Below are 21,942 nucleotides of genomic sequence, written 5' to 3' on the forward strand. Positions count from 1 at the left end.
GAATATCATGGACTTACTTAGTAAGAAGAATCGTATCCTACTAAAAGAACTTATTAAAACAGATTTTAAATTGCGCTATCAAGGCAGCGTCATCGGTTACCTTTGGTCAATTTTAAAACCTTTGCTGCTGTTTATGATCATGTATATGGTCTTTATCCGTTTCCTGCGGTTGGGCGGAGATGTTCCGCATTTTGCTGTGGCGCTGCTCTTGGCCAACGTTATCTGGTCTTTCTTTACCGAGGCAACCAGCATGGGAATGGTCTCTATCGTAACCCGCGGTGATCTGCTGCGTAAACTGAACTTTTCAAAATCTATCATTGTACTGTCAGCAGTCTGCGGAGCCTTGATTAACTTTGGTATCAATTTAATTGTGGTGCTGATTTTTGCCTTGGTCAACGGAGTTCACATCGGCTGGTCAGCTCTTTTGTCTATTCCGCTCTTTTTTGAGCTCTTTATCATGGCTTGGGGAGTAGCGCTACTCTTGGCAACTCTCTATGTTAAATTCCGTGATATCGGCCAAATCTGGGAAGTTATCCTGCAGGCTGGCATGTATGCAACGCCAATCATTTATCCTTTAACCTTTATCACTAATCAAGGAGCTAAGGGAGTGCTTGCTGGTAAAATCATCATGCTCAATCCTTTGGCGCAGATGATTCAAGACCTGCGTTACCTTTTGATTGACAAGGCCAATCTGACCATCTGGCAGCTGATTAATCACTGGTGGTATTACGCTATTCCTTATGTGCTGCCTTTTATTATTTTTGGCATAGGATTAGTCGTTTTCAATCGTAGTTCTAAGAGATTTGCGGAGATTCTATAATGACAGAAAAAAATAATATTGCAGTAAAAGTTGACCATGTCAGTAAGTATTTTAAGCTGCCTGTTGAATCAACAAACAGCTTGCGTACGACTTTGGTTAACCGTTTTAAAGGCGTTAAAGGCTATAAGAAACAGCATGTTCTGCGTGACATCAATTTTGAAGTGGAGAAGGGCGATTTTTTTGGAATTGTCGGCCGAAATGGATCGGGAAAATCCACGCTTTTAAAAATCATTTCACAAATTTATGTACCTGAAAAAGGCTCTGTCAGCATTGATGGGAAATTGGTTTCCTTTATTGAGCTGGGAGTTGGTTTTAATCCTGAGTTGACAGGTCGCGAGAACGTTTATATGAACGGGGCTATGCTGGGCTTTTCAACTGAAGAAGTAGACGCCATGTACGACGATATCGTGGAATTTGCTGAACTCAAGGAGTTCATGAACCAAAAGCTCAAAAACTACTCCAGCGGTATGCAGGTTCGCTTAGCTTTCTCGGTTGCCATCAAGGCCCAGGGAGATATCCTGATTCTTGATGAGGTTCTAGCTGTCGGTGATGAAGCTTTCCAACGTAAGTGCAATGACTACTTTATGGAAAGAAAAGAAAGCGGCAAGACGACGATCCTTGTGACCCATGACATGGCAGCTGTTAAGAAGTATTGCAACAAGGCTGTTTTAATTGATGACGGCTTGATCAAAGCTTATGGTGAACCTTTCAATGTTGCCAACCAATACAGTTTTGACAATACCGACAAGGTTGTTGATGACAATGGTGAGATGATCGAGGCGGATGCCGATAAAGAAGAGGTCACCCATGTTGAACATTTGGCGGTTAAACTCCTGTCTGACAATCCGATGACACCCAAAGACAAGATTAGGTTTGAAATTTCTTATGATGTGCTCAATGACGTTCCAACCTATATTGCCTTGTCTCTGACAGATATTGACCGCAATATCTGGGTTTACAATGATAATTCCATGGATTATAAAACATCGGGTGCCGGTCATAAATCGGTCGTCTATGAATGTGACATTGCGCATTTGAATGATATTAAACTGAAATTGGAAGTGACTGTTCGCGATGACGACAATCAGATGCTGGCCTTCTCTGATGCCAAGCAGACCCCGATTATCGTTGTTCACCGTGATGATATTGAGGCAGATGATCTTTCAGCTTTGGATTCAGCCAGCGGTCTTTATCAGCGCAATGGTCAGTGGCAGTTCGGATAAGATAAGGAAGAAATATGAAGGTTTCCATTATTTGTACTAATTTTAATAAGGGAGATTGGATCGCAGAAGCTATTGAAAGCTTTTTGGCTCAGCAGACAGATTTTCCGTTTGAGATTATTGTCGTAGATGATGCTTCGAGCGACCGCTCACCGGAAATCATGCGGCAGTACGGTGAGCGCTATCCCGATAAAATTAGGCTGTTCTTTAATGAGACCAACAAGGGCATAACGAGAACCTGGCTTGATATTTGCAAAGAAGCTAAGGGGCAGTATATTGCCAGATGCGATGGCGACGATTACTGGACAGATAAGCTTAAACTTCAAAAACAGGTCGAACTTTTAGAAGCCTCTCCGGAATCCGGATGGTCCAACACGGACTTTGATATGGTAAATTCTAAAGGGGAAGTCACTCAAAAAGACGTGCTGAAAAACGGCATTATTCCTTTTATGGATTCTTATGAGAAAATGCTGGCCTTAAAAGGCATGACCATGGCTTCAACCTGGCTTGTGGAAACTGAGCTGATGTTAGAGGTAAACAGTCAGATTGACAGCGATGCTGTTGATGACACCTTCAATATTCAGCTGGAATTATTCCGCAGAACAAAGCTGGCTTTCCTGGAAGACTCAACAACTGTCTACCGAATGGACGCCGAATCCGATTCCCGAACAAAGGATTCCGCCAAGATAGGGAAACGTTTTGACAAACTTTTGGCAACACAGTTAGAGTATATTGCTAAGTATCCTGACAGTGACTGCAGAAAGATTTTAGAATTTTTACTGCCCCAGCACAATGAATTTGAAAAAGCTCTGGCTCAACAGGGAGAAAACAGCTGGGACAATCAGCAGATTACCATTTATTTGGATCGCGGCAGTGAACAGCCTTTTTCAGAAGAAGACAGTCTGCATTTTCCTTTGGAGCACTCAGGCAGTCTTCAGCTGACCTTTGCAGAAGATGTGCAAAAAATCCGCATTGACCTGTCTGAAATTCCAAGTTACTATCGCAAGGTTTCTTTGGTCAATACCCAATTTGACACGGAATTGCTGCCGGCTTGGACCAATGCCAAGGTGATTGGCGAAGCTTACTATTTTGTCGCTCCTGATCCTCAGATTATCTATGAGATTCCTCAGCAAAAAGGCAGAGACTTTCAGCTGACCTATGAATGGTTCAATGCTGACAGACCCGATCAGCCTGACTTCGTTGCAAACAGTTTAGCAGAAGAGTTAGCAGCAGCAAGAGCGGAATTAAAAGAAGTGCTGTCCTATAAGTATCAGTACCAAAAGACTGCCTCTGAAAGGGATCAGTACCGCCAGCAGCTCAATGAAATGACCAATCGTTACAATGCGGTCATCCATTCCCGCCGCTGGACTATTCCGACAAAAATTATCAATCTATTCAGGAGAAAGAAATGAAGCGTCTGCTTTTGTATGTCCATTTTAATAAATATAACCGCCTTAGTTCTCATGTCATCTACCAGCTGACGCAGCTAAGACCGCTGTTTTCTAAAATTGTTTTTATCTCAAACAGTGAGCTTGCCTCAGCCGATTTTGATAAGCTGAGAGAAGAGCAGCTGATGGATCATTTTATTCAGCGTCAAAATTCCGGTTTTGATTTTGCCGCTTGGCGTGACGGTATGGCTTTTATCGGTTTTGAAGAGTTAAAGACCTATGATTCCGTTACCACCATGAACGACACTTGTTTTGGTCCGCTTTGGGATATGGCGCCAATCTATCAGAAATTTGAAGCTGATCAGGCAGTGGATTTCTGGGGACTGACCAATAACCGTGCCACCAAAGCCTTTCGCGAACATATTCAAAGTTATTTCATTTCTTTCCAAAAGCCAGTTATAAACAGCAGTGCTTTCATAGACTTTTGGGAAAGTGTAAGAGAATTCCAAGACGTTCAAGAGGTTATTGCTCACTATGAAACGCAGGTGACAACCGTCCTTTTGGATGCCGGATTCAGATACGGTGTGGTTTTTGACACGCGGGAAGAAGATGCCAGCCAGCTCTTGCATGCAGATTTTTCCTATTATCACCCGACAGCCATTTTAAACCACAAGGTTCCCTTCATTAAGGTTAAGGCAATTGATGCCAACCAGTCTATAACACCTTATCTTTTGAATGATATTGAAAGCCGCTCATCCTATCCGGTTGACCTTATTGTGTCTCACATGTCAGAAATTAATTATCCGGATTTCAGCTATTTATTAGGCCATAAATACATTAAAAAAGAACACACTGCCAATTTGAGTGGACAAAAAGTAGCAGTGCATCTCCATGTTTTTTATGTCGACTTGCTGAAAGAATTTTTGGACAGTTTTGCTCACTTTCACTTTCCTTATGATTTATTTATCACGACAGACAGTGAAGATAAGAAAAGTGAAATTGAGAAAATTCTGGCAGCAGACATGGAGGAAGCTAAAATCTTTGTTACAGGCAATGTGGGCCGCGATGTGCTGCCCATGCTAAAATTAAAAGCAGAGCTGTCCCAATATGATTATGTCGGTCATTTTCACACCAAAAAATCCAAAGAAGCTGACTTTTGGGCAGGTGAGTCTTGGCGCAAAGAACTGATCAACATGCTGATTAAACCGGCCGATAGCATTCTCTCAGAGCTTGTTAGCAATCCAAAGATTGGTTTAGTTATCGCAGATATTCCTACTTTCTTTCGTTATAATAAGATTGTTGATGCTTGGAATGAGCATTTGATTGCACCAAAAATGAATGACTTATGGCAAAAGATGGGACTGAGCAAATCCATTGATTTTGAGAATTTTCAAACCTTTGTCATGAGTTATGGTACTTTTGTTTGGTTCAAATACAGCGCCTTAAAGCCGCTTTTTGACTTAGAACTATCCGATAAAGATGTGCCTTCAGAACCCCTGCCGCAAAATTCAATCTTGCATGCCATCGAAAGGCTGTTGATTTATATTGCTTGGAATGAGCATTACGATTTTAGAATTTCTAAGAATCCTGTTGATCTGACACCGTTTATAGACAACAAACTGTTAAATGAGCGAGGAAACTCAGCGCCTCATACCTTTGTTGATTTTAACCATATGGGAGGAATAAAGGGAGCCTTTAAATATATTTTCATCGGCCCAGCCAAGGCAGTCAAATATATCATCAAACGCTCTCTGCAAAAGATAAAATCATGAAAAACAATCTAAAAAATATTAATTGGGTAAAGTTGGGCTATGGTTCACTTTTACTTCTTTCCATCTTTGGCATTAATTTTTTGACGCTTAATAACAGTATTCTCAATAATCTGGGACAATCAGGCAAGAGTTTTCTGAACCATCTTAGCTTTATGCCAATTGTTTTTGTTGTTTCACTTGCCGTTATCGCTTTTGATTTGGTCCGCAATATATCTTGGAAATTTGTGGGAAAGCTAAGTCTAGGTTATGTCATCTATTTGATTGTTGCTTATTTTTTACTGATTACTCGAAATCTGAATAATGAAAAATTTGAATTATGGGACTTAGAGGGCAATGGCTTTTGGCAGGTTGACTTTTTACCCATATTAATCCCGCTGGTTATCTCTGCCTTTTTGATAAAGGTTCTGTTTGATTACCTGAAACCCAAACGCCTTAGGATTGAGTTGTTAAAAGACTGTTCAACCTCAAACCTACTGCTTGCTGGCTTGCTGGCCTCTGTCGCTGTTAATGATGGGCATTACATTAATATTCTGCGTGAAGGCTTTGTGTATGATGTCAGCACTGGCCAATTTGATGCCTATTTATATCATTTCATTACTGCCTCAGCACTTTCATTGATTGGTCTTGTTTTAGTATCTTATACAGGTCTGAAAGCAGCAAAAGAATTAACGAGAAATCAACCGACCTGGTCTCTTATTTTTTCAGCCAGCGCTCTTTTAGCAGTTATTTTTAACTATACTTTACAATTGGGAGTGAAAGAAAATGGTGCTATACTGAATAAATTTATTTTTCCAGGTGCAACCCTTTATCAAATATGCTTTTTGATAGTTATTTATCTTCTTGCCTACTTTATCATTAATCGTTTCATGATAACAACTTTTATCATTGTGACATCAGGAATTATTATTTCTGTAGTTAATGCGGTTAAACAAGATTTAAGAAGTGAACCTCTTCTAATAACAGATTTTATTTGGTTACAACAACCCGAATTGTTATTAAAATTTGTTAATATAAGTACAGTTATTATGACATTCATTTTAATTGTTGGAATCAGCTGTTTACTTTTCTTTTTAAGAAATAAAATTCTTCCTGGACCGATTATTAAGAAAAAGAGAGTTCGTCTTAGCTTGATTTCAGCTTTAGTCTGTCTTAGCTTATCTGTTTTTTTGATTTTTCGAAATGAAAATGAAAACAAAGTGTTGGAAGGAATTCCCATAATTTCAAAAATTAATAATTGGAATAATATCAATTGGATGGGATTTTCGACGAATGCCAGATACAAATCACTGATGTACGTTTGGAGTAAACAAGTTGCTAAATCTATTATGGATACTCCAGAGGGTTATAGTGAATCTAAAATTTTAGCCCTTGCTAAAAAATATCAAATTAGGGCTGATGCTATTAATAAAACAAGAAGTAGAAGTATTTCAAAGCAGACAGTTATCTATGTTTTAAGTGAAAGTTTTGCTGATCCTAGTAGAATTTCTAATGTGAATTTATCTCAGGAACTTATTCCTAATATTAATCAGATTAAAAATTCCACTACAAGTGGGTTGATAGTTTCTAACGGTTATGGTGGTGGAACGGCTAATATGGAATTTCAAACTTTAACTGGTTTGCCGTTTACTAATTTTTCATCTTCTGTATCAACACTTTATACTGAAGTAGTTCCTGGAATGCAGCTCTTTCCATCTATTAGTGATCAGTTTTTGTCTAAAAATAGAATTGCAATCCACCCATCAGATGCTGCGAACTATGGCAGGGGATTAGTCTATAGAAAATTACATTTTGATAAATTTATCACTTCTAAAAATGGTACTGAGACTTTAAAAAATGTAAAAAAAGAAGGTATCTATCCAAGTGATGAGACAACTTATAAAAATGTTTTAGCGCAGATAAATTCTAAAGAAAGTCAATTCTTTTCTGTTATCACTATGCAAAATCATGTCCCATGGTCATCGGGTGAACCTAGCCAAGTTGTAGCAACAGGTAAAGGATTTACAAAAAAAGCGAATGATGATCTGACTAGCTATTCAAGATTACTTACTTATACCGATACCTCTACTGAACAATTTTTAACTCAGCTCTCAAAAATCAATAAAGATATTACAGTTGTTTTCTATGGAGATCATTTGCCAGGATTATATCCTGATAGTGCTTTTGAAGATAGTTCTGATTTAAAGTACAGAACTGATTATTTTATTTGGAGTAATTTTAAAACGACTAAGTTAAATTATCCTTTAGTTTCTTCCAGTGATTTTTCTGCGGAACTGTTTGCTCATACTAATAGTAAGGTTTCCCCTTACTATGCTCTGTTGACAGATGTGTTAAATAATGCTACTGTTGATAAGAAGAAGTTAACATCAAGTCAAAAAGTTATTGCTGATGATTTAAAACTCATTCAATATGATATGACTGTTGGAAAAGGGTATATAAAGAAAAACAAAAGTTTTTTTAAAACTCCTTAAAAAATTCATTTTAAAGAAAGAGATATCATGACAGAAAAAATTGCAGTCTTATTACCAGCTTATAACGAAGAAGTAACTATTCAGAAAGTCATAAGTGATTTCAAAAGAGCTTTACCAGAAGCAGATATTTATGTTTATGATAATAATTCTAAGGATAATACTAATGCTCTAGCGCGTGAAGCAGGAGCCATCGTCCGTTTTGAACCACGTCAGGGGAAGGGAAATGTTGTACGAACAATGTTTCGTGAGATTGATGCTGACTATTATATTATGGTTGATGCTGATGATACATATCCTGCAGCAGAGGTAGATAAGCTTTTGGAGCCCTTGAGGAATGGTTCAGCAGACATGACTATTGGCGATCGTTTGTCAAATGGTACTTATTCTCAAGAAAATAAGCGAGGATTCCATGATTTTGGAAATAATTTTGTTAAATTCTTAATTAATAAACTATACGGAGGAAATTATAGGGATATTATGACAGGTTATCGTGGCTTTAATCGCTTATTTGTTAAAAACTTTCCTGTACTATCTCCAGGATTTGAAATTGAAACTGAATTATCAATTCATTCTTTGGATAAGCGTTTTAAATTAGTAGAAATACCGATTACTTACAAAGATAGGCCTGAAGGAAGTGAATCAAAGCTTAATACTTTCTCAGATGGTTTTAAGGTTTTAAAGATGATTTTTAATCTTTTCAAGGATTATAAACCTTTGATTTTCTTTTCAATAATATCTATAATTCTTTTTATCCTAGGATTGTTTTTTGGTATTCCGGTTATTGCAGAATTTGCTAGAACTGGAATTATTAATAAATTTCCTTCTGCTGTTTTAGCAACAGGCTTTATGATTCTAGCTGCCTTATCTTTTGTTTCTGGTTTTATTTTAGATACAGTAGTAAGACAAAACCGAATGCAATATGAGCTAAAAATTTATGATTATTATAGAGAACTTGAAAAATGATTGTTAACTGTAGTGGATGACTTGTCTTAACATCTGGAGAGAACCAACTTGGTTCTCTTTTTTTGATGCTTAAAATGATGAGAATGTTTATTTCTATGATAAGTTTATAAAAAATAATTCTTTAAATTTCTTCTTTTATATTTCGAATAATAAAGATGTAGAAAGAAATAGAAGGAGAAATTTTTTATTGAAAACGATTAAATCGCTGCTTTGGGCGGCTGGTATCCTAGGTATGGCAGCTGTGGTCAGCCCTGCTGCAGCAGATGAAAAAGGGGGTCAGGTCAGGATCAGCCATTATAATAAACAGTTTGGGACCTTTGATATTGAGGTTAATCAAGCGCCAAAGGGCAAAATTGCCCAGTCTTTAGATGTTGCTGTCTGGTCGGAAGAAGGAGGGCAGGATGATATGCAGTGGTATTCGGCTTATAATACTGGGAATGATTCTTTAACAGTTCATTTTGATCCTGTCAATCATAGCAGCAAGGCTGGAAAGTATTCGATCCATGCGTATATGACCTATAGGGATGGCAGCAGGCGGGGTATCGATTTGGGAAAGCAAGAGATTGCATTGGCAGAGCCTCAGCTGGGACTGGCTCAAAATGGTATCGAGATATTTTCCAAATTAAAACCAAGCGGGCAGGGGAAACTGGTTTCAGCGGTTTGGTCCGATGAAAATGGTCAGGACGATCTTAAGTGGTATGAGGCTGATGCTGCGGGAGAGGCTTTGGCTGATTATGACAGTCACAAAGGTTACGGCACCTACCATATCCATACCTACTTAAAGCAAGATGGGAAAATGCGGCCTGTCGCTGCTCAGACCTTACAGCTGCCTAGGCCTCATGTCAGCTGTCAGATTAATAAAATAAAGGATACAAGTTATGAAGCTGTCATCAGCAATGTTCCTCCTTATATGACCTCTATTTCTGTTCCTGTCTGGAGTGAGCAAAACGGTCAGGATGATATTCAATGGTATCAGGCAAGGAAAGAAGCAGATGGTACTTTTAAGGCGAAAATCACTTTGAAAAAGCATGCTTTTAATCTTGGAGCCTATCAGTGTCACCTGTATGGGAGCGGTCCTTTAGGGGAATGGAATGTGGAAGGTTTAGCATCGTCTGCTTTTAATGTCGAAAAGATAGCGGCTTATGAGGCTCCTCAGATAACGGTCTATAATTATAATCTGAAAGAGGGAACCTTTGAGGTCAGTGCAGATGAAACGGACGATTCTAAGATAATCAAATCAATCAGCCTTGCTGTCTGGTCGGATGCGAATCAGGCAAATCTCTACTGGTATGAATCGGATCAGCTGTCAGACGGTCAGGCTTCCATTAGTGCTGATGTGCAAAAGCATGGCAATAAGAGCGGCAGCTATAACGTCCATGCTTATATTCATTATACAGATGGGACGTCAACAGGGCAGATATTGCCAAATCTACAGCTCAATGAAGTGAAATCCTCACCTCTTGAGACTGCTGCACCGAGGATTATGGCCTATATCAGCGAGACCAACACTTATCCGGTCGGTCAGTGTACCTGGGGCGTAAAAGAGTTGGCACCCTGGGCTCCAAACTGGCTGGGCAATGGCGGTCAATGGGCTGCTTCTGCGCGTGCCAAGGGCTTCCGGACAGGCAATGAGGCACGGGTAGGTGCTATTGCCTGCTGGGATGACGGCGGTTATGGTCATGTCGCCTATGTCACGCATGTAGAAAATGATCATCGGATTCAGGTCAAGGAAGCCAACTATCAGAATCAGCAGTATATTGCTAATTTTCGTGGCTGGTTTGATCCGACCGCTTCTTACTGGGGACGTCTCACCTACATCTATCCGGACTAAGGACAATAGTCTCAAAGACAAATCCCGCAGAAAGGATGGTTATTTGAATTAGCAAAACAGTGGAAGTTCTAAATCTAAAATGTCCTTAGTCATTTGAGAGCAAAAAACAGGCATTTTGAGAAGGCCGGACCGCTTTATCTGAATGCAGTCTCCTTTCATGAGCAGGAACATCGCAGCTCAAAAGTAAGGTATTCGTTTTTCTGTAGCAAAATATTGTCAGCTGATTTTTTTTGTGATACAGTAAATCTATTATGAAATCGAGGAGTTGTTTGTATGACAAAACAATATGATTATATTGTTATCGGCGGCGGTTCCGGCGGGATCGCATCTGCCAACCGTGCTGCTATACACGGTGCTAAGGTGGTTCTTTTTGAGGCCAAAGAAATTGGCGGAACCTGTGTTAATGTTGGCTGTGTGCCTAAAAAGGTCATGTGGTACGGTGCACAGGTTGCAGAAACGATAAATACCTATGCGGCTGACTACGGCTTTGATATAGGAGAAAAGACTTTTGATTTTGAAGTGTTAAAGAAAAATCGTCAGGCTTATATTGACCGTATTCACGGCTCTTATGAGCGTGGTTTTGACAGTAACGGTGTTGACCGTGTGTATGACTATGCTACTTTTGTGGACAGTCACACGGTAGAAGCAGGCGGTGAGCTTTATACAGCACCGCATATTTTAATTGCGACAGGCGGACACGCTTTGATTCCTGACATTCCGGGCAGCCAATACGGCATGACTTCGGACGGCTTTTTTGAATTAGATGCTGTTCCCAAGCGTACCGCTGTGATTGGTGCTGGCTATATTGCAGTTGAACTAGCCGGTGTTTTGCATGCTTTGGGCAGTCAGACCCATCTTTTTGTTCGCTATGACCGTCCTCTTCGAAAGTTTGATGAGGAAATTGTTGAGACACTGGTTGACAGTATGAAAGAAGACGGCCCTGAACTGCATACTTTTTCTGTACCGAAGGAAGTCATTAAGAATGCTGATGATAGTTTGACCTTGGTCTTGGAAAACGGGGAAGAATATACGGTTGATGCTCTGATTTGGGCAATTGGCCGTGCGGCTAACACAAAGGGCTTTAATTTAGAAGTGACTGGGGTTGCCTTAAATGAAGACGGTTTTATCGCGACAGATGAATTCGAAAATACCAATGTTGAAGGGCTCTATGCACTGGGCGATGTCAACGGTAAATTAGAATTGACCCCCGTTGCAGTGGCAGCAGGCCGCCGTCTGTCAGAGCGTCTGTTTAACAACAAGCCTGAAGAAAAGTTAGACTACAGCAATGTGCCAACTGTTATTTTCAGCCACCCTGTTATTGGTTCGGTCGGTTTGTCAGAAGAAGCTGCTCTGGCTAAATACGGTGAGCAGGACGTAAAAGTGTATCGTTCAGCTTTTACCTCCATGTACACAGCAGTTACCAGCCATCGTCAAGCCTGTAAGATGAAGTTAGTGACTGTCGGACCGGATGAAAAAGTTGTAGGTCTGCACGGCATCGGTTACGGTGTGGATGAGATGATTCAAGGTTTCGCTGTCGCGATTAAGATGGGAGCTACCAAGGCTGATTTTGACAATACTGTGGCCATTCATCCGACGGGGGCCGAAGAATTTGTCACTATGCGATAAAACTAAAAACAAGGTTCAGCTGAGCCTTGTTTTTTTAAGCAGGTAATTTCTGATTTCAGAGATGAAGTAGAGGGAGCCCGTCACGACAAAGAGGTCTTCGGACTGCTCGGCTCTTTTCAGCCAAGTACGGTAGTCTTTTGTTGTGGGGTAGCACTGAGGATAATTTTCCAGCTGTTCTGCTTCATAAAAAGAAAAGGTAGTCAGGGTAAGATCAAAAGGTGCAAGCAAATCCAGCATAGTTTCTAAAGGTTTTCGTTTTAGACCGGCAAAGAGAATATGAATCGTTTTATCAGGAAATTCGTCTGTGAGCAGCTGGATAAGTTTTTTGATGCTGTCTTCGTTGTGAGCCCCGTCAAGCAGCAGGTTGTCTGCAATTAGCTCGCTTCGTCCCGGCCACACTGCTGACTGAAGTCCGCTTTTTATGACAGAGGGAGTGATTCTGGGGAACTTTGAAGAGAGAATGAGACCGGTCATGGCAGCCAGACTGGCATTGATCTTTTGATGGCGGCCCAGCATTTTTAAGTGGATATCGCTAATGTTCGCCCTTGGACTGGTGAAATCAAATGTCCTGCCTTTTTCTAAAATGGAAAAATCTTCTCCAAACTCATAAGGCGTGCTTTGCAGCTGCTGAGCAGTTTGATAGAAAATAGGCCTGACGTCATCTGTCATAGGACCAAATATGAGAGGAACGCCTTCATCCAGAGCACCCAGTTTTTGCCTTGCGATTTCTGTCAGGCTCTTTCCCAGCGTTTCTGTATGATCTTTGCTGATAGATGGACAGACAAGTGCCAAAGCCTTGAAAACATTGGTGGAGTCACGCAGGCCTCCAATACCGGCTTCAATAATGGCTATATCAACCGGATTAACCTGTCCAAAATAGACAAACATCATAAACGTTAGGACTTCAAACTCGGTTGGCCTACCAAGAGCAGTGCGCTGCAGTTTTTCAATAGTAGGCCTTACTCTGGCAGTCAATCTTATGAGTTCTTCATCGGAAATCCCTTCTCCATTGATGGCTAAGCGTTCGTTGAAGCGCGTAATGAAAGGAGAAGTGAAGGTTCCGGTCTTATAAGCGGCTTTGCTAAAAATATGCTGGAGAAAACTGGTCACAGATCCTTTGCCGTTAGTGCCGACGACGTGAACAGCAGCTAAGTTTTGCTGAGGATTGCCGCTGTTTTCAAGAAGAAAGGCCATCCGTCTTAAATCAGGCCTGCGTCCATTGGCTTTGAAAGAGTGAATCCATTCCAGTGTTTGCTGATAGTTCATAAGGCATCCTTTGACAGTTTTAATCTATTTTATTATAGCATTAACCTAGATTTATAAGGCATAAGTTTGAAAGATTTTGGACAAAAGAAAAGGCTGGGAAATGCTGTTCCAACCTTTTGAGAATTATTGACCAGCATTAGCAGCACTGTCTGTGTTATTTTGCTGTTCTTGCTGATTATTGGCTGCTGACGCCTGGCTGTCTGCCTGGTTTTGATTGGCAGCAGCGTTGCTGTCGCTGTCGTTTGCGACTGTTGTTGCCGCTTGATTTTGATCAGCAGCATTGTTGCTGTTGCCGGCAGCATTACTGTCAGCAGCATCTCCGGCCTGAGCATTATCAGCATTGCTGTTGCTGCCTGTATCCGAATTATCTACTTCTTTTTCTTTGATGATAGTGGTTTTCGAAGTCGTATCGTTTTTATCGCTGTTGGCATTGCGGTAATTATTGATAGTAATCAAAGCTGTAATAATCCCTAAGATCCCGGCAGTAATAGCAACGGTCTTTTGCAGGGCTGAAAAGCCTGTCTTGATATGCTCAGTCGGACGTCTGCGATTTTGTCCTTTAGGTTTTTTATTAGGTTGTTGACGACGAGAATAATTATTTGCCATGTTTCCTCCTTTTTTATAATATTATACGCTTTTTCCCTAAAAAAGCCATAAAAAAGCAGCTCTTATTTTCTAAAGATGTATGGGGAAATATGATATAATGTAGCTATTGTATTAAAAAAGGTGATAAGATGATTTATTTTGATAATTCAGCTACAACGCTTCCCTATCCAGAGGCCGTCAAAACCTATGAGGAAGCAGCAGTTAAGGTTTTTGGCAACCCCTCGAGTTTACACCGGCTGGGCAGCCAGGCAACGAGGATTTTACAAGCTTCCAGACAGCAGATTGCAGCTCTTTTAGGCAAGTCTGAAGAGGAGATTTTTTTCACTTCCGGCGGGACAGAGGGGGATAATTGGGTCATTAAAGGTGTGGCTTTTGAGAAGAAGCACTATGGCAAGCATATTATCGTTTCCGCTATTGAACACCCAGCTGTTAAGGAATCTGCCAAATGGCTGCAGGAACAGGGCTTTGAAGTTGATTTTGCTCCTGTTGATGCTAAAGGTTTTGTTGATGTAAAAGTCCTAGCTGACTTAATCAGACCTGAGACGACACTGGTCTCTGTTATGGCTGTTAACAATGAGATTGGTTCTGTTCAGCCGATTGAGGCTATTTCTGAGCTCCTGTCTGATAAGCCGACAATTTCCTTTCATGTTGACGCTGTGCAGGCTGTCGGCAAGATTGCAAGGGAAACTTATCTGACTGACCGTGTTGATTTTGCGACTTTTTCCGGTCATAAATTTCACTCGGTGCGCGGCGTTGGCTTTATTTATAAAAAAGCAGGCAAGCGCATTTCACCCCTTTTAAATGGCGGCGGTCAGGAAGCAGGACTTAGAAGTACAACTGAAAATGTGGCTGGCATTGCAGCGACTGCCAAGGCCTTAAGGATGGTACTTGACAAGGAAGCGGTAGCACAGCAAAAACTTCAGTCCATCAAGGAAACGCTGGCAGACAGCCTGTCTGATTATGATGATGTCACTCTTTTTTCAGGGATGGATGATTTTGCGCCCAATATTTTAACTTTTGGCATTAAAGGCGTCCGCGGTGAAGTGCTGGTGCATGCTTTGGAAGAACATGATATTTATGTTTCAACAACCAGTGCCTGCTCATCTAAAGCGGGCAAGCCTGCCGGTACGCTGATTGCCATGGGAATCCCGGCAAAATTGGCTCAGACTGCCGTTCGAATCAGTCTTGATGATGATAATGACAGGAGTCAGGCTGAACAATTTTTAACAGCCTTTAAGCATATTTACCAACAAACAAGAAAAGTCAGGTAGACTCTTGTTGTACACTTGGCAAAGCTAAGGGAAATGCATAGCGTCTCAGATAAGCAGTGAAGAATTCTGAAAGTCTTACTGACCGTTGCTTTCTTGGCTTTCCTATATATTTTTAGAAAGGACTGAAAAACAGCCCCAAAAACTCGAAAATTTAAACAGCGGTGCAGCAGAATCTGACTTTTGCCGCAGTGGTTTTCTTAGTTGAGGGGACTTATATTTTTATATGATGCAGTATTCAGAAATTATGGTACGCTACGGAGAGCTGTCCACCAAGGGCAAAAACCGGATGCGCTTCATTAATCAATTAAAACGAAATATGAAACATGTCTTATCTGTTTATCCCGATGTCAAGGTGGCAGCAGATCGAGACCGTGCCCATGTTTACTTAAATGAAATGGATTATCATCCGGTGGCCGAATCGCTCAAGCAGATTATTGGTATTCAGGCCTTCTCACCCGTTTATAAAGTTGAAAAAGACGTCACTGTTTTGGAAAAGGCGGTGCAGGAAATCATGACGGGTCTGTACCGTGAGGGATTAACCTTTAAGATTTCAAGCAAGAGAAGTGACCACGGTTTTAAGCTGGACAGCCGTGAGCTTAATCAAGTATTGGGCAGCGCCGTATTTGAAGCTTTACCGCAGATACAGGCTCAGATGAAAAATCCCGATGTTACTCTCAAGGTTGAGATTCGTGAGGAAGCGGCTTATCTATCCTATGAAAACATTAAAGGAGCTGGCGGTTTGCCGGTAGGTACTGCTGGCAAGGGCATGCTCATGCTGTCAGGAGGTATTGATTCACCGGTCGCTGGCTATCTTGCGTTGAAGCGCGGGGTTGATATTGAAGCAGTACATTTTGCCAGTCCGCCTTACACCAGTCCGGGTGCTCTGAAAAAGGCTCAGGATTTGACCCGTAAACTGACTAAATTCGGCGGCAATATCCAATTTATCGAAGTGCCCTTTACAGAAATTCAGGAAGAAATTAAAGCCAAAGCACCTGAGGCCTATTTGATGACTCTGACCCGCCGCTTTATGATGCGTATTACGGATCGCATTCGAGAAGAACGCGGCGGTCTAGTCATTATTAATGGTGAAAGTCTGGGTCAGGTTGCCAGCCAAACCTTGGAATCTATGCAGGCTATCAATGCGGTGACCGCTACGCCTGTTATTCGGCCGGTTGTGACCATGGATAAACTGGAAATAATTGATATTGCAGAAAAAATCGATACCTTTAATATCTCCATTCAGCCGTTTGAAGACTGCTGTACGATTTTTGCGCCCGATCGGCCCAAAACCAATCCCAAGATTAAAAATGTAGAGCAGTATGAAAGCAGATTAGATGTTGAGGGCCTGGTTGCGCGTGCTGTAGCCGGTATCAAGGTCACGGAAATAACCCCGCAGACGCATGAGACAGATGAAGTGGACGATCTGATTGCTGATTTATTGTAGTGCTGTTAAAAATAATAAAGCTGAGAGATCAGAACTGCCCCTTAAAAAGCTGGAAAAAATAAGCCAGCTTAAAGGGACCAGTTAGGACTCTCAGCTTTTTAAATAGCAGCGGCAATCGTTGGAAACAATATCCAGAAGCAAAAATAATATGATATAATAAACTAAAAACTTATTAAGAAACCGCTTTCTCTTGCTAGGAAGGTGATTATAATGAAAAAGAAAAGGTTTGCCAAGGATCGTAAAAAAGAAGAAACACTTGTTTTGGCAGTTGGCTTTGGCTTTTTGCTGATTTTGCTGCTGATATATCATTTCATGGATAAAGACAGCAATGAAGCGGTGAAAAACACAGGTGACGGAATTAAAACGGCTCGTGTCGTGGCAAACGGGGATATTCTTTACCATGACATCCTTTATACGAGTGCCAGAAAGAGTGATGGTTCTTACGATTTCAATCCCTACTTTGAATACGCTAAAGAATGGATTTCTAAAGCCGATCTGGCCATTGGCGATTTTGAAGGGACCATCAGTCCGGACTTTCCTTTGGGAGGCTATCCCTTGTTTAATGCACCGGCAGAAGCCGCCCAATCTATGAAGGACACAGGTTATGACGTCGTTGATTTAGCCCATAACCATATCCTTGATTCCCAGCTGTCAGGCGCTTTGAACACAGTGAAAACCTTTAATGATTTAGGATTGGATACCATTGGCATTTACAAGAAAAACCGTGCTAAAGAAGGGATACTGATTAAAAATGTCAAAGGCATCAAAATAGCTATTTTAGGCTATGCCTATGGCTATAACGGGATGGAAGCCAACCTGACTAAAAAAGAGCGGGCAGCACATCTTTCCAATCTCAATCAAAAGAAAATCAAGGCCGAGCTTAAAGAAGCCGAAAAGAAAGCGGATGTCACCATAGTGATGCCGCAGATGGGAACGGAGTACGCTCTGGAGCCGACGGATGAGCAAAAGACACTCTATCATAAGATGGTCAAGTGGGGAGCAGATGTCATTTTCGGAGGCCATCCGCATGTAGCAGAGCCGTCTGAAACACTGAAAAAAGACGGAGAAAAGAAGTTTATCATTTATTCTATGGGAAATTTCATCTCTAATCAGTCTTATGAAAATCTGCAAAATTATTGGACAGAACGCGGACTGCTTATGGATGTTACCTTTGAGAAAAAAGCAGGCAAGACGACCATCAAAACAGTCAAAGCTCACCCGACCATGGTCTGGTCTTGGGGTAAGGGCCAAGTAGGTGCAGAAGGCTATGAATATAAGGATTACCGAGTCCTGATTTTGGAAGACTTCATCAAAGGCGGCAAGTACCGCAAAAAGCTGGATGCTGCCATGAAAGAAAAAGCTGATACAGCCTATAAAGAAATGAAAGACCTGGTTCATTTGCAATGGTAGCCAAAGCATTGTTGACAAGAAAGGAAAACGATGACCTTAACCCGGCAAAAAGTAAGCCCCTTCAGCAAAGCTTATAATGATGTCAAAAAGCTCTATCTATCAGCCTTTCCGCCTAATGAGCGTCTGCCTTATTTCTTGCTGCTGGTAAACAGTGTGCGGTCTCTGGCAAAGTGCTATGCTTATTATGAGCAGGAAGAGTTTGTCGGTTTTGCTTATATTCTTGAATCTAAAAAGCAGGTGTTTATCCTCTTTTTGGCGGTTAATGAGCCGGTTCGCTCTAAGGGATACGGCAGTATGATACTGGCGCAGATTCGAGAATACGCTGGCCTAAGACCGCTTATATTGACAATAGAACCGCCTGATAAAGAAGCCCCAAATAGTGAGCAAAGGAGGCGGCGCCTGTCCTTTTATGAGCGCAATGGCTATCAGGCAACATCACATTACTATTATGAAGGGCAGGAATGCTATCAGATACTGACTACGGATCAGAATGCTGATTTGGAGCATTTCCAAAAATTAGCCAGAAGAGCTACTCTGGGATTTGTGCCTATCGAAGTTAGGTAGTTATCAGCATCAGGATTCTAGAATAATTCTCTAAATAAATTGTCTCTAATCCTTGAAATAGCCAGCTGACTGTGCTATAATGTAAAAGTTGACTAAATGCACATCCTGTGCAACCGCACGAACACCGTTTTAAGCAGTTTCGCACTCACGGTGCAAGGCGAGTCTTCACATGAGGGAAACCTCGCAGCAAAATCTTATAGGAGGTGCATAATGAGCACATACGCAATTATTAAAACTGGCGGAAAACAAGTTAAAGTTGAAATAGGACAAACAATCTACGTTGAAAAACTTGATGTTGAAGCCGGATCAGAAGTAACATTTAACGAAGTTGTTCTTGTCGGCGGCGACAAAACGGTTGTCGGTACTCCGCTTGTTGAAGGAGCTTCAGTTGTCGGCACTGCTGAAAAACAAGGCAAACAAAAGAAAGTTGTTACTTTCAAATACAAACCTAAGAAAGGCAGCCATCGTAAACAAGGACACCGTCAGCCTTATACAAAAGTTGTTATCAACGCTATCAACGCTTAATCTTTCTTTTTATGATTCAAGCAACGTTTATTCGTCATGACAGCCTGCTGGAAAGCAGCCAGCTGACCGGACATGCCGGCAGCGGCGAATATGGTTTTGATATTGTCTGTGCAGCTGTCTCAGCCCTAGCAATGAATTTTGTCAATTCACTCGAAGCTCTGGCAGACTGTAAGGCCGCTTTAGATTTAAATGAAATTGATGGTGGTTACATGAGAATTGATTTGTCGCATGTAAGCCACAAAAGAGATGAGAAAGTTCAGCTTTTGTTTGAAAGCTTTCTCTTAGGTATGACTAATTTGGCGGAACATTCATCAGAATTTGTATCCGTCAGGGTCATCGAAAATTAACTGAAAAGAGGAGACAACATTATGTTAAAAATGAATCTTGCTAACTTGCAGCTTTTCGCCCACAAAAAAGGTGGCGGTTCTACATCTAACGGACGTGATTCAGAAAGCAAGCGCCTCGGTGCTAAAGCTGCTGACGGCCAAACTGTTTCAGGCGGCTCAATCCTTTACCGTCAACGCGGAACACATATCCATCCAGGAGCTAACGTAGGCCGCGGCGGAGATGATACGCTCTTTGCTAAGGTTGAAGGTGTGGTACGTTTCGAACGTAAAGGCCGCGATAAGAAACAAGTTTCTGTTTACCCAATTGCAAAATAAACAAGACAAAACCTGCTTTTATGCAGGTTTTTTTACGCTGTGTTCTGTCTTCAAAAGACATGAGATTTTTATTTTAAAAGCCAAAAAGAAAGTGAAGCAGGATTGGATTTCTTAAAACGCTAATCTGTGCTTCACTTTTTGCTTTTAACATTAATTTTAATGCGCTTGTAGCAGCTTTATCTTTTTGGCTGTTAATATGTGAGCTTCCTGAATGAAAAGCATTGATTATAAGCGGTTAAGGCTGCTGGAGACTTGCCTTGCCTTGGGAATCAATGTGATAGGTTTTGCCATTATATGACAGCGTACGGTCAGTCCATTTTTCGCCGGTATCCGGATCAAAATAGTAGAGACTGCCATCAATTTCAAAAAGCTCTCCTTTGATTTGTCCGCCTTCTTGATGAGAATAGCCCAGCTTACTGTCATAGGAGGGCTGAAAGTAGAGCTGCTTACCGTCAATCGTCTGCCAGCCTAAAAGGGCGGCGCCATCTGCTCCCAAGTAGAGCCAGCCGCTGAAAACAGGCTGATAATAGTAATTGTTAGATGGGGTAATGTAAACAAAGCGGTTGGTCCACATCTCTCCGCTGTCCGGATCAAAATAATAAAATTTCCCCTGATCTTGAATCAGCCGGCCTTTAGCCTGACTGCCGTCAGCATAGAAATAAAGCCGCTTGCCATCAATCGTCTGCCAGCCTGAAAGGGCAGCGCCATCGTCATCTAAATAATACCAGACATCGTAGTAGCTGCTGTAGCGGTCGCTGTATTGCTTCTGACTGACAAAACGATTCGTCCACATCTCCCCGCTGTTTGGATCAAGATAATATTTCTTGCCATTAACTACCAGCATCGTTCCTTTAACTTGGCTGCCATCACTGTTAAAATACAGTCTTTGTCCGTTGATAGTTTGCCAGCCCTTGGCAAGTTGATTGTTCTCATCGAGGTAATACCAGTTGTTTTCATTCTGGTAGAATTGGCCGTTTTCGATTTTTTGATTGAGAAGAAGCCCGCTTTGGCGATCGGTCAAAATGAGCTGACCATTATCGTCGTAGCCGATACCCTTTAGCTGTCTGCCTTGCTTGTCAAAATAGTAGCTTTGATTATTGATGGTTTGATAGCCGGTCAGAGCCTTTCCCTGACTGTCAAGATAATACCAGTCACCGATATAATTGACGAAACGGTTGGTCCACATTTCCCCGCTGTTCGGATCAAAATAATACTTGTCACCATCAATCGTGTATAGGTTTCCCTTATACTGAGCGGCCGTTCTGGCCTTACCTTTTTCGGCGAAGTAGAGCTGTTTGCCATCAATGGTCTGCCAGCCGGTGAGAGCCTTTCCGTCTTCGTCCAAATAGTAGAAGCTGCCAGCTTTTTTGACAAATTGACTGACAGTTGGATGTCCTTGTGAGTCCATATAGTAAATCTCATCATTTACAGTAATCAGCCGGTCCTTCTGCAGGCTTCCGTCTGTTGAAAAATAGTAGGTCTGACCGTCAATCGTTTGAAAGCCGGTGAGAGTCTGGCCTTCTTGGTCAATGTAGTAAGTTTTTCCGTTATCTTTAGTGATAAAGCCCCTTGTTTCAGCAGAGGTCTGCCTTTTGTTTTTGGCTGTCTGTGCCTGAGAAGAAGCAGAGGTCTGTTTTTGAGCGGCTTTTTCTTTCCTTGCAGCAGCAGTTGTTTGCCCTTCGCTGCCGGCAGCCGTTGCTTCCGCTGTTGTGGCTGCTGTTTGTTCTTGGCTATCTTTTTGGGAAGCGGCCGTCGCTGGCTGAGTCTGTGCTGTGTCGTCAGAAACACTGTTGGCTTCTTGCGGCTGATCGGAATCTTTGGTGACATCAGAACTTGAATAGTGGTCTGAAACAGGCTCAGAAACAGTTTCGGTCGTTTGGGCAAGGACAGAGCTGCTTGGTGCAGGTGCCTGATCCTCAGCCAAAACCGAAGTGCCTAAAGAGCCTAGCAGCAGAGCGGCTGTGCTCATGAGGAACACTCTGTGTTTTTTAATCTTTTCCTTAGCAAATTTAAAATGTCCTTGTCTTATCATAAAAACCTCTTTCTTCTAAAGCAAAGTACCGGTCGGCACCTTTATTATAGCACGCTGTCTGGGCTTTATTCCTT

General features: G+C 41.6%; 17 protein-coding genes, 1 pseudogene and 1 other annotated feature. Of the genes and pseudogenes, 15 read left to right on the top strand and 3 right to left on the bottom strand.

Annotated features, from left to right (window positions below; all coding sequences use genetic code 11):
* The first annotated feature begins 7 nt into the window (after positions 1-7).
* From BMI76_RS03885 to gorA, 8 genes are all read left to right on the top strand, one after another.
* Positions 8-820: an ABC transporter permease gene (locus BMI76_RS03885; protein ID WP_003087886.1), complete on the top strand. Its 813-nt coding sequence runs from the start codon at positions 8-10 to the stop codon at positions 818-820.
* On the top strand, positions 820-2,043 hold the full coding sequence (locus BMI76_RS03890) for an ABC transporter ATP-binding protein (protein ID WP_075346296.1): 1,224 nt from the start codon (positions 820-822) through the stop codon (positions 2,041-2,043). Before BMI76_RS03885 ends, BMI76_RS03890 begins: the two co-directional genes overlap by 1 nt.
* A gap of 14 nt (positions 2,044-2,057) precedes the next feature.
* The gene (locus tag BMI76_RS03895; protein ID WP_075346297.1) at positions 2,058-3,452 is read left to right on the top strand and encodes a glycosyltransferase; all 1,395 of its coding nucleotides are present in this window, start codon (positions 2,058-2,060) and stop codon (positions 3,450-3,452) included.
* Entirely contained in the window at positions 3,449-5,200 is a 1,752-nt protein-coding gene (locus tag BMI76_RS03900) for a rhamnan synthesis F family protein (protein ID WP_075346298.1), read from the top strand. Before BMI76_RS03895 ends, BMI76_RS03900 begins: the two co-directional genes overlap by 4 nt.
* Positions 5,197-7,668: an LTA synthase family protein gene (locus BMI76_RS03905; protein ID WP_075346299.1), complete on the top strand. Its 2,472-nt coding sequence runs from the start codon at positions 5,197-5,199 to the stop codon at positions 7,666-7,668. The genes BMI76_RS03900 and BMI76_RS03905 overlap by 4 nt, the downstream gene beginning before the upstream one ends.
* Before the next feature lie 27 nt (positions 7,669-7,695).
* Positions 7,696-8,631 (top strand): glycosyltransferase family 2 protein, encoded by a 936-nt coding sequence (locus tag BMI76_RS03910; RefSeq protein ID WP_075346300.1) that lies wholly within the window; start codon positions 7,696-7,698, stop codon positions 8,629-8,631.
* A 187-nt stretch (positions 8,632-8,818) separates the two neighbouring features.
* Positions 8,819-10,462: a GBS Bsp-like repeat-containing protein gene (locus BMI76_RS03915; protein WP_075346301.1), complete on the top strand. Its 1,644-nt coding sequence runs from the start codon at positions 8,819-8,821 to the stop codon at positions 10,460-10,462.
* A 273-nt stretch (positions 10,463-10,735) separates the two neighbouring features.
* Complete coding sequence (gene gorA / locus BMI76_RS03920) at positions 10,736-12,088, top strand: glutathione-disulfide reductase (RefSeq protein ID WP_075346302.1); 1,353 nt, start codon at positions 10,736-10,738, stop codon at positions 12,086-12,088.
* Between the two features lie 15 nt (positions 12,089-12,103).
* On the opposite strand, the gene BMI76_RS03925 is transcribed toward gorA, so the two are convergent.
* On the bottom strand, positions 12,104-13,354 hold the full coding sequence (locus BMI76_RS03925) for a folylpolyglutamate synthase/dihydrofolate synthase family protein (protein ID WP_075346303.1): 1,251 nt from the start codon (positions 13,352-13,354) through the stop codon (positions 12,104-12,106).
* A 123-nt stretch (positions 13,355-13,477) separates the two neighbouring features.
* Complete coding sequence (locus tag BMI76_RS03930) at positions 13,478-13,960, bottom strand: DUF6556 family protein (RefSeq protein ID WP_075346304.1); 483 nt, start codon at positions 13,958-13,960, stop codon at positions 13,478-13,480.
* A 128-nt stretch (positions 13,961-14,088) separates the two neighbouring features.
* On the opposite strand from BMI76_RS03930, the gene BMI76_RS03935 reads away from it, so the two are divergent.
* The 7 genes and pseudogenes from BMI76_RS03935 (at position 14,089) to rpmA (ending at position 19,836) form a co-directional block, all read left to right on the top strand.
* Positions 14,089-15,231, top strand: coding sequence for a cysteine desulfurase family protein (locus tag BMI76_RS03935; protein ID WP_075346305.1), 1,143 nt, complete (start codon positions 14,089-14,091; stop codon positions 15,229-15,231).
* Positions 15,232-15,457: 226 nt separating this feature from the next.
* Positions 15,458-16,675, top strand: coding sequence for a tRNA uracil 4-sulfurtransferase ThiI (thiI, locus tag BMI76_RS03940; RefSeq protein WP_075346471.1), 1,218 nt, complete (start codon positions 15,458-15,460; stop codon positions 16,673-16,675).
* Between the two features lie 360 nt (positions 16,676-17,035).
* Positions 17,036-18,085: pseudogene (locus tag BMI76_RS03945) on the top strand (CapA family protein); the annotation flags it as partial.
* 30 nt (positions 18,086-18,115) lie between these two features.
* Positions 18,116-18,649: a GNAT family N-acetyltransferase gene (locus tag BMI76_RS03950; RefSeq protein WP_075346307.1), complete on the top strand. Its 534-nt coding sequence runs from the start codon at positions 18,116-18,118 to the stop codon at positions 18,647-18,649.
* A gap of 101 nt (positions 18,650-18,750) precedes the next feature.
* Positions 18,751-18,824 (top strand) — a sequence feature (ribosomal protein L21 leader region).
* A 35-nt stretch (positions 18,825-18,859) separates the two neighbouring features.
* Positions 18,860-19,174 carry a 50S ribosomal protein L21 gene (rplU, locus tag BMI76_RS03955; RefSeq protein WP_075346308.1) on the top strand — a complete coding sequence of 105 codons (315 nt, stop codon included), beginning with the start codon at positions 18,860-18,862 and terminating at the stop codon, positions 19,172-19,174.
* 11 nt (positions 19,175-19,185) lie between these two features.
* Complete coding sequence (locus BMI76_RS03960; protein WP_075346309.1) at positions 19,186-19,521, top strand: ribosomal-processing cysteine protease Prp; 336 nt, start codon at positions 19,186-19,188, stop codon at positions 19,519-19,521.
* 21 nt (positions 19,522-19,542) lie between these two features.
* Positions 19,543-19,836, top strand: a complete 294-nt coding sequence (rpmA, locus tag BMI76_RS03965; protein WP_027976253.1) for a 50S ribosomal protein L27 — start codon at positions 19,543-19,545, stop codon at positions 19,834-19,836.
* Between the two features lie 235 nt (positions 19,837-20,071).
* Here the strand turns inward: rpmA and BMI76_RS03970 are convergent, their stop codons facing one another.
* Positions 20,072-21,868: a hypothetical protein gene (locus BMI76_RS03970; protein WP_075346310.1), complete on the bottom strand. Its 1,797-nt coding sequence runs from the start codon at positions 21,866-21,868 to the stop codon at positions 20,072-20,074.
* Between the last annotated feature and the right edge of the window lie 74 nt (positions 21,869-21,942).

It is taken from the genome of Streptococcus sp. 'caviae' (assembly GCF_001937065.1).
In the GTDB taxonomy this organism is placed as follows: Bacteria; Bacillota; Bacilli; order Lactobacillales; family Streptococcaceae; genus Streptococcus.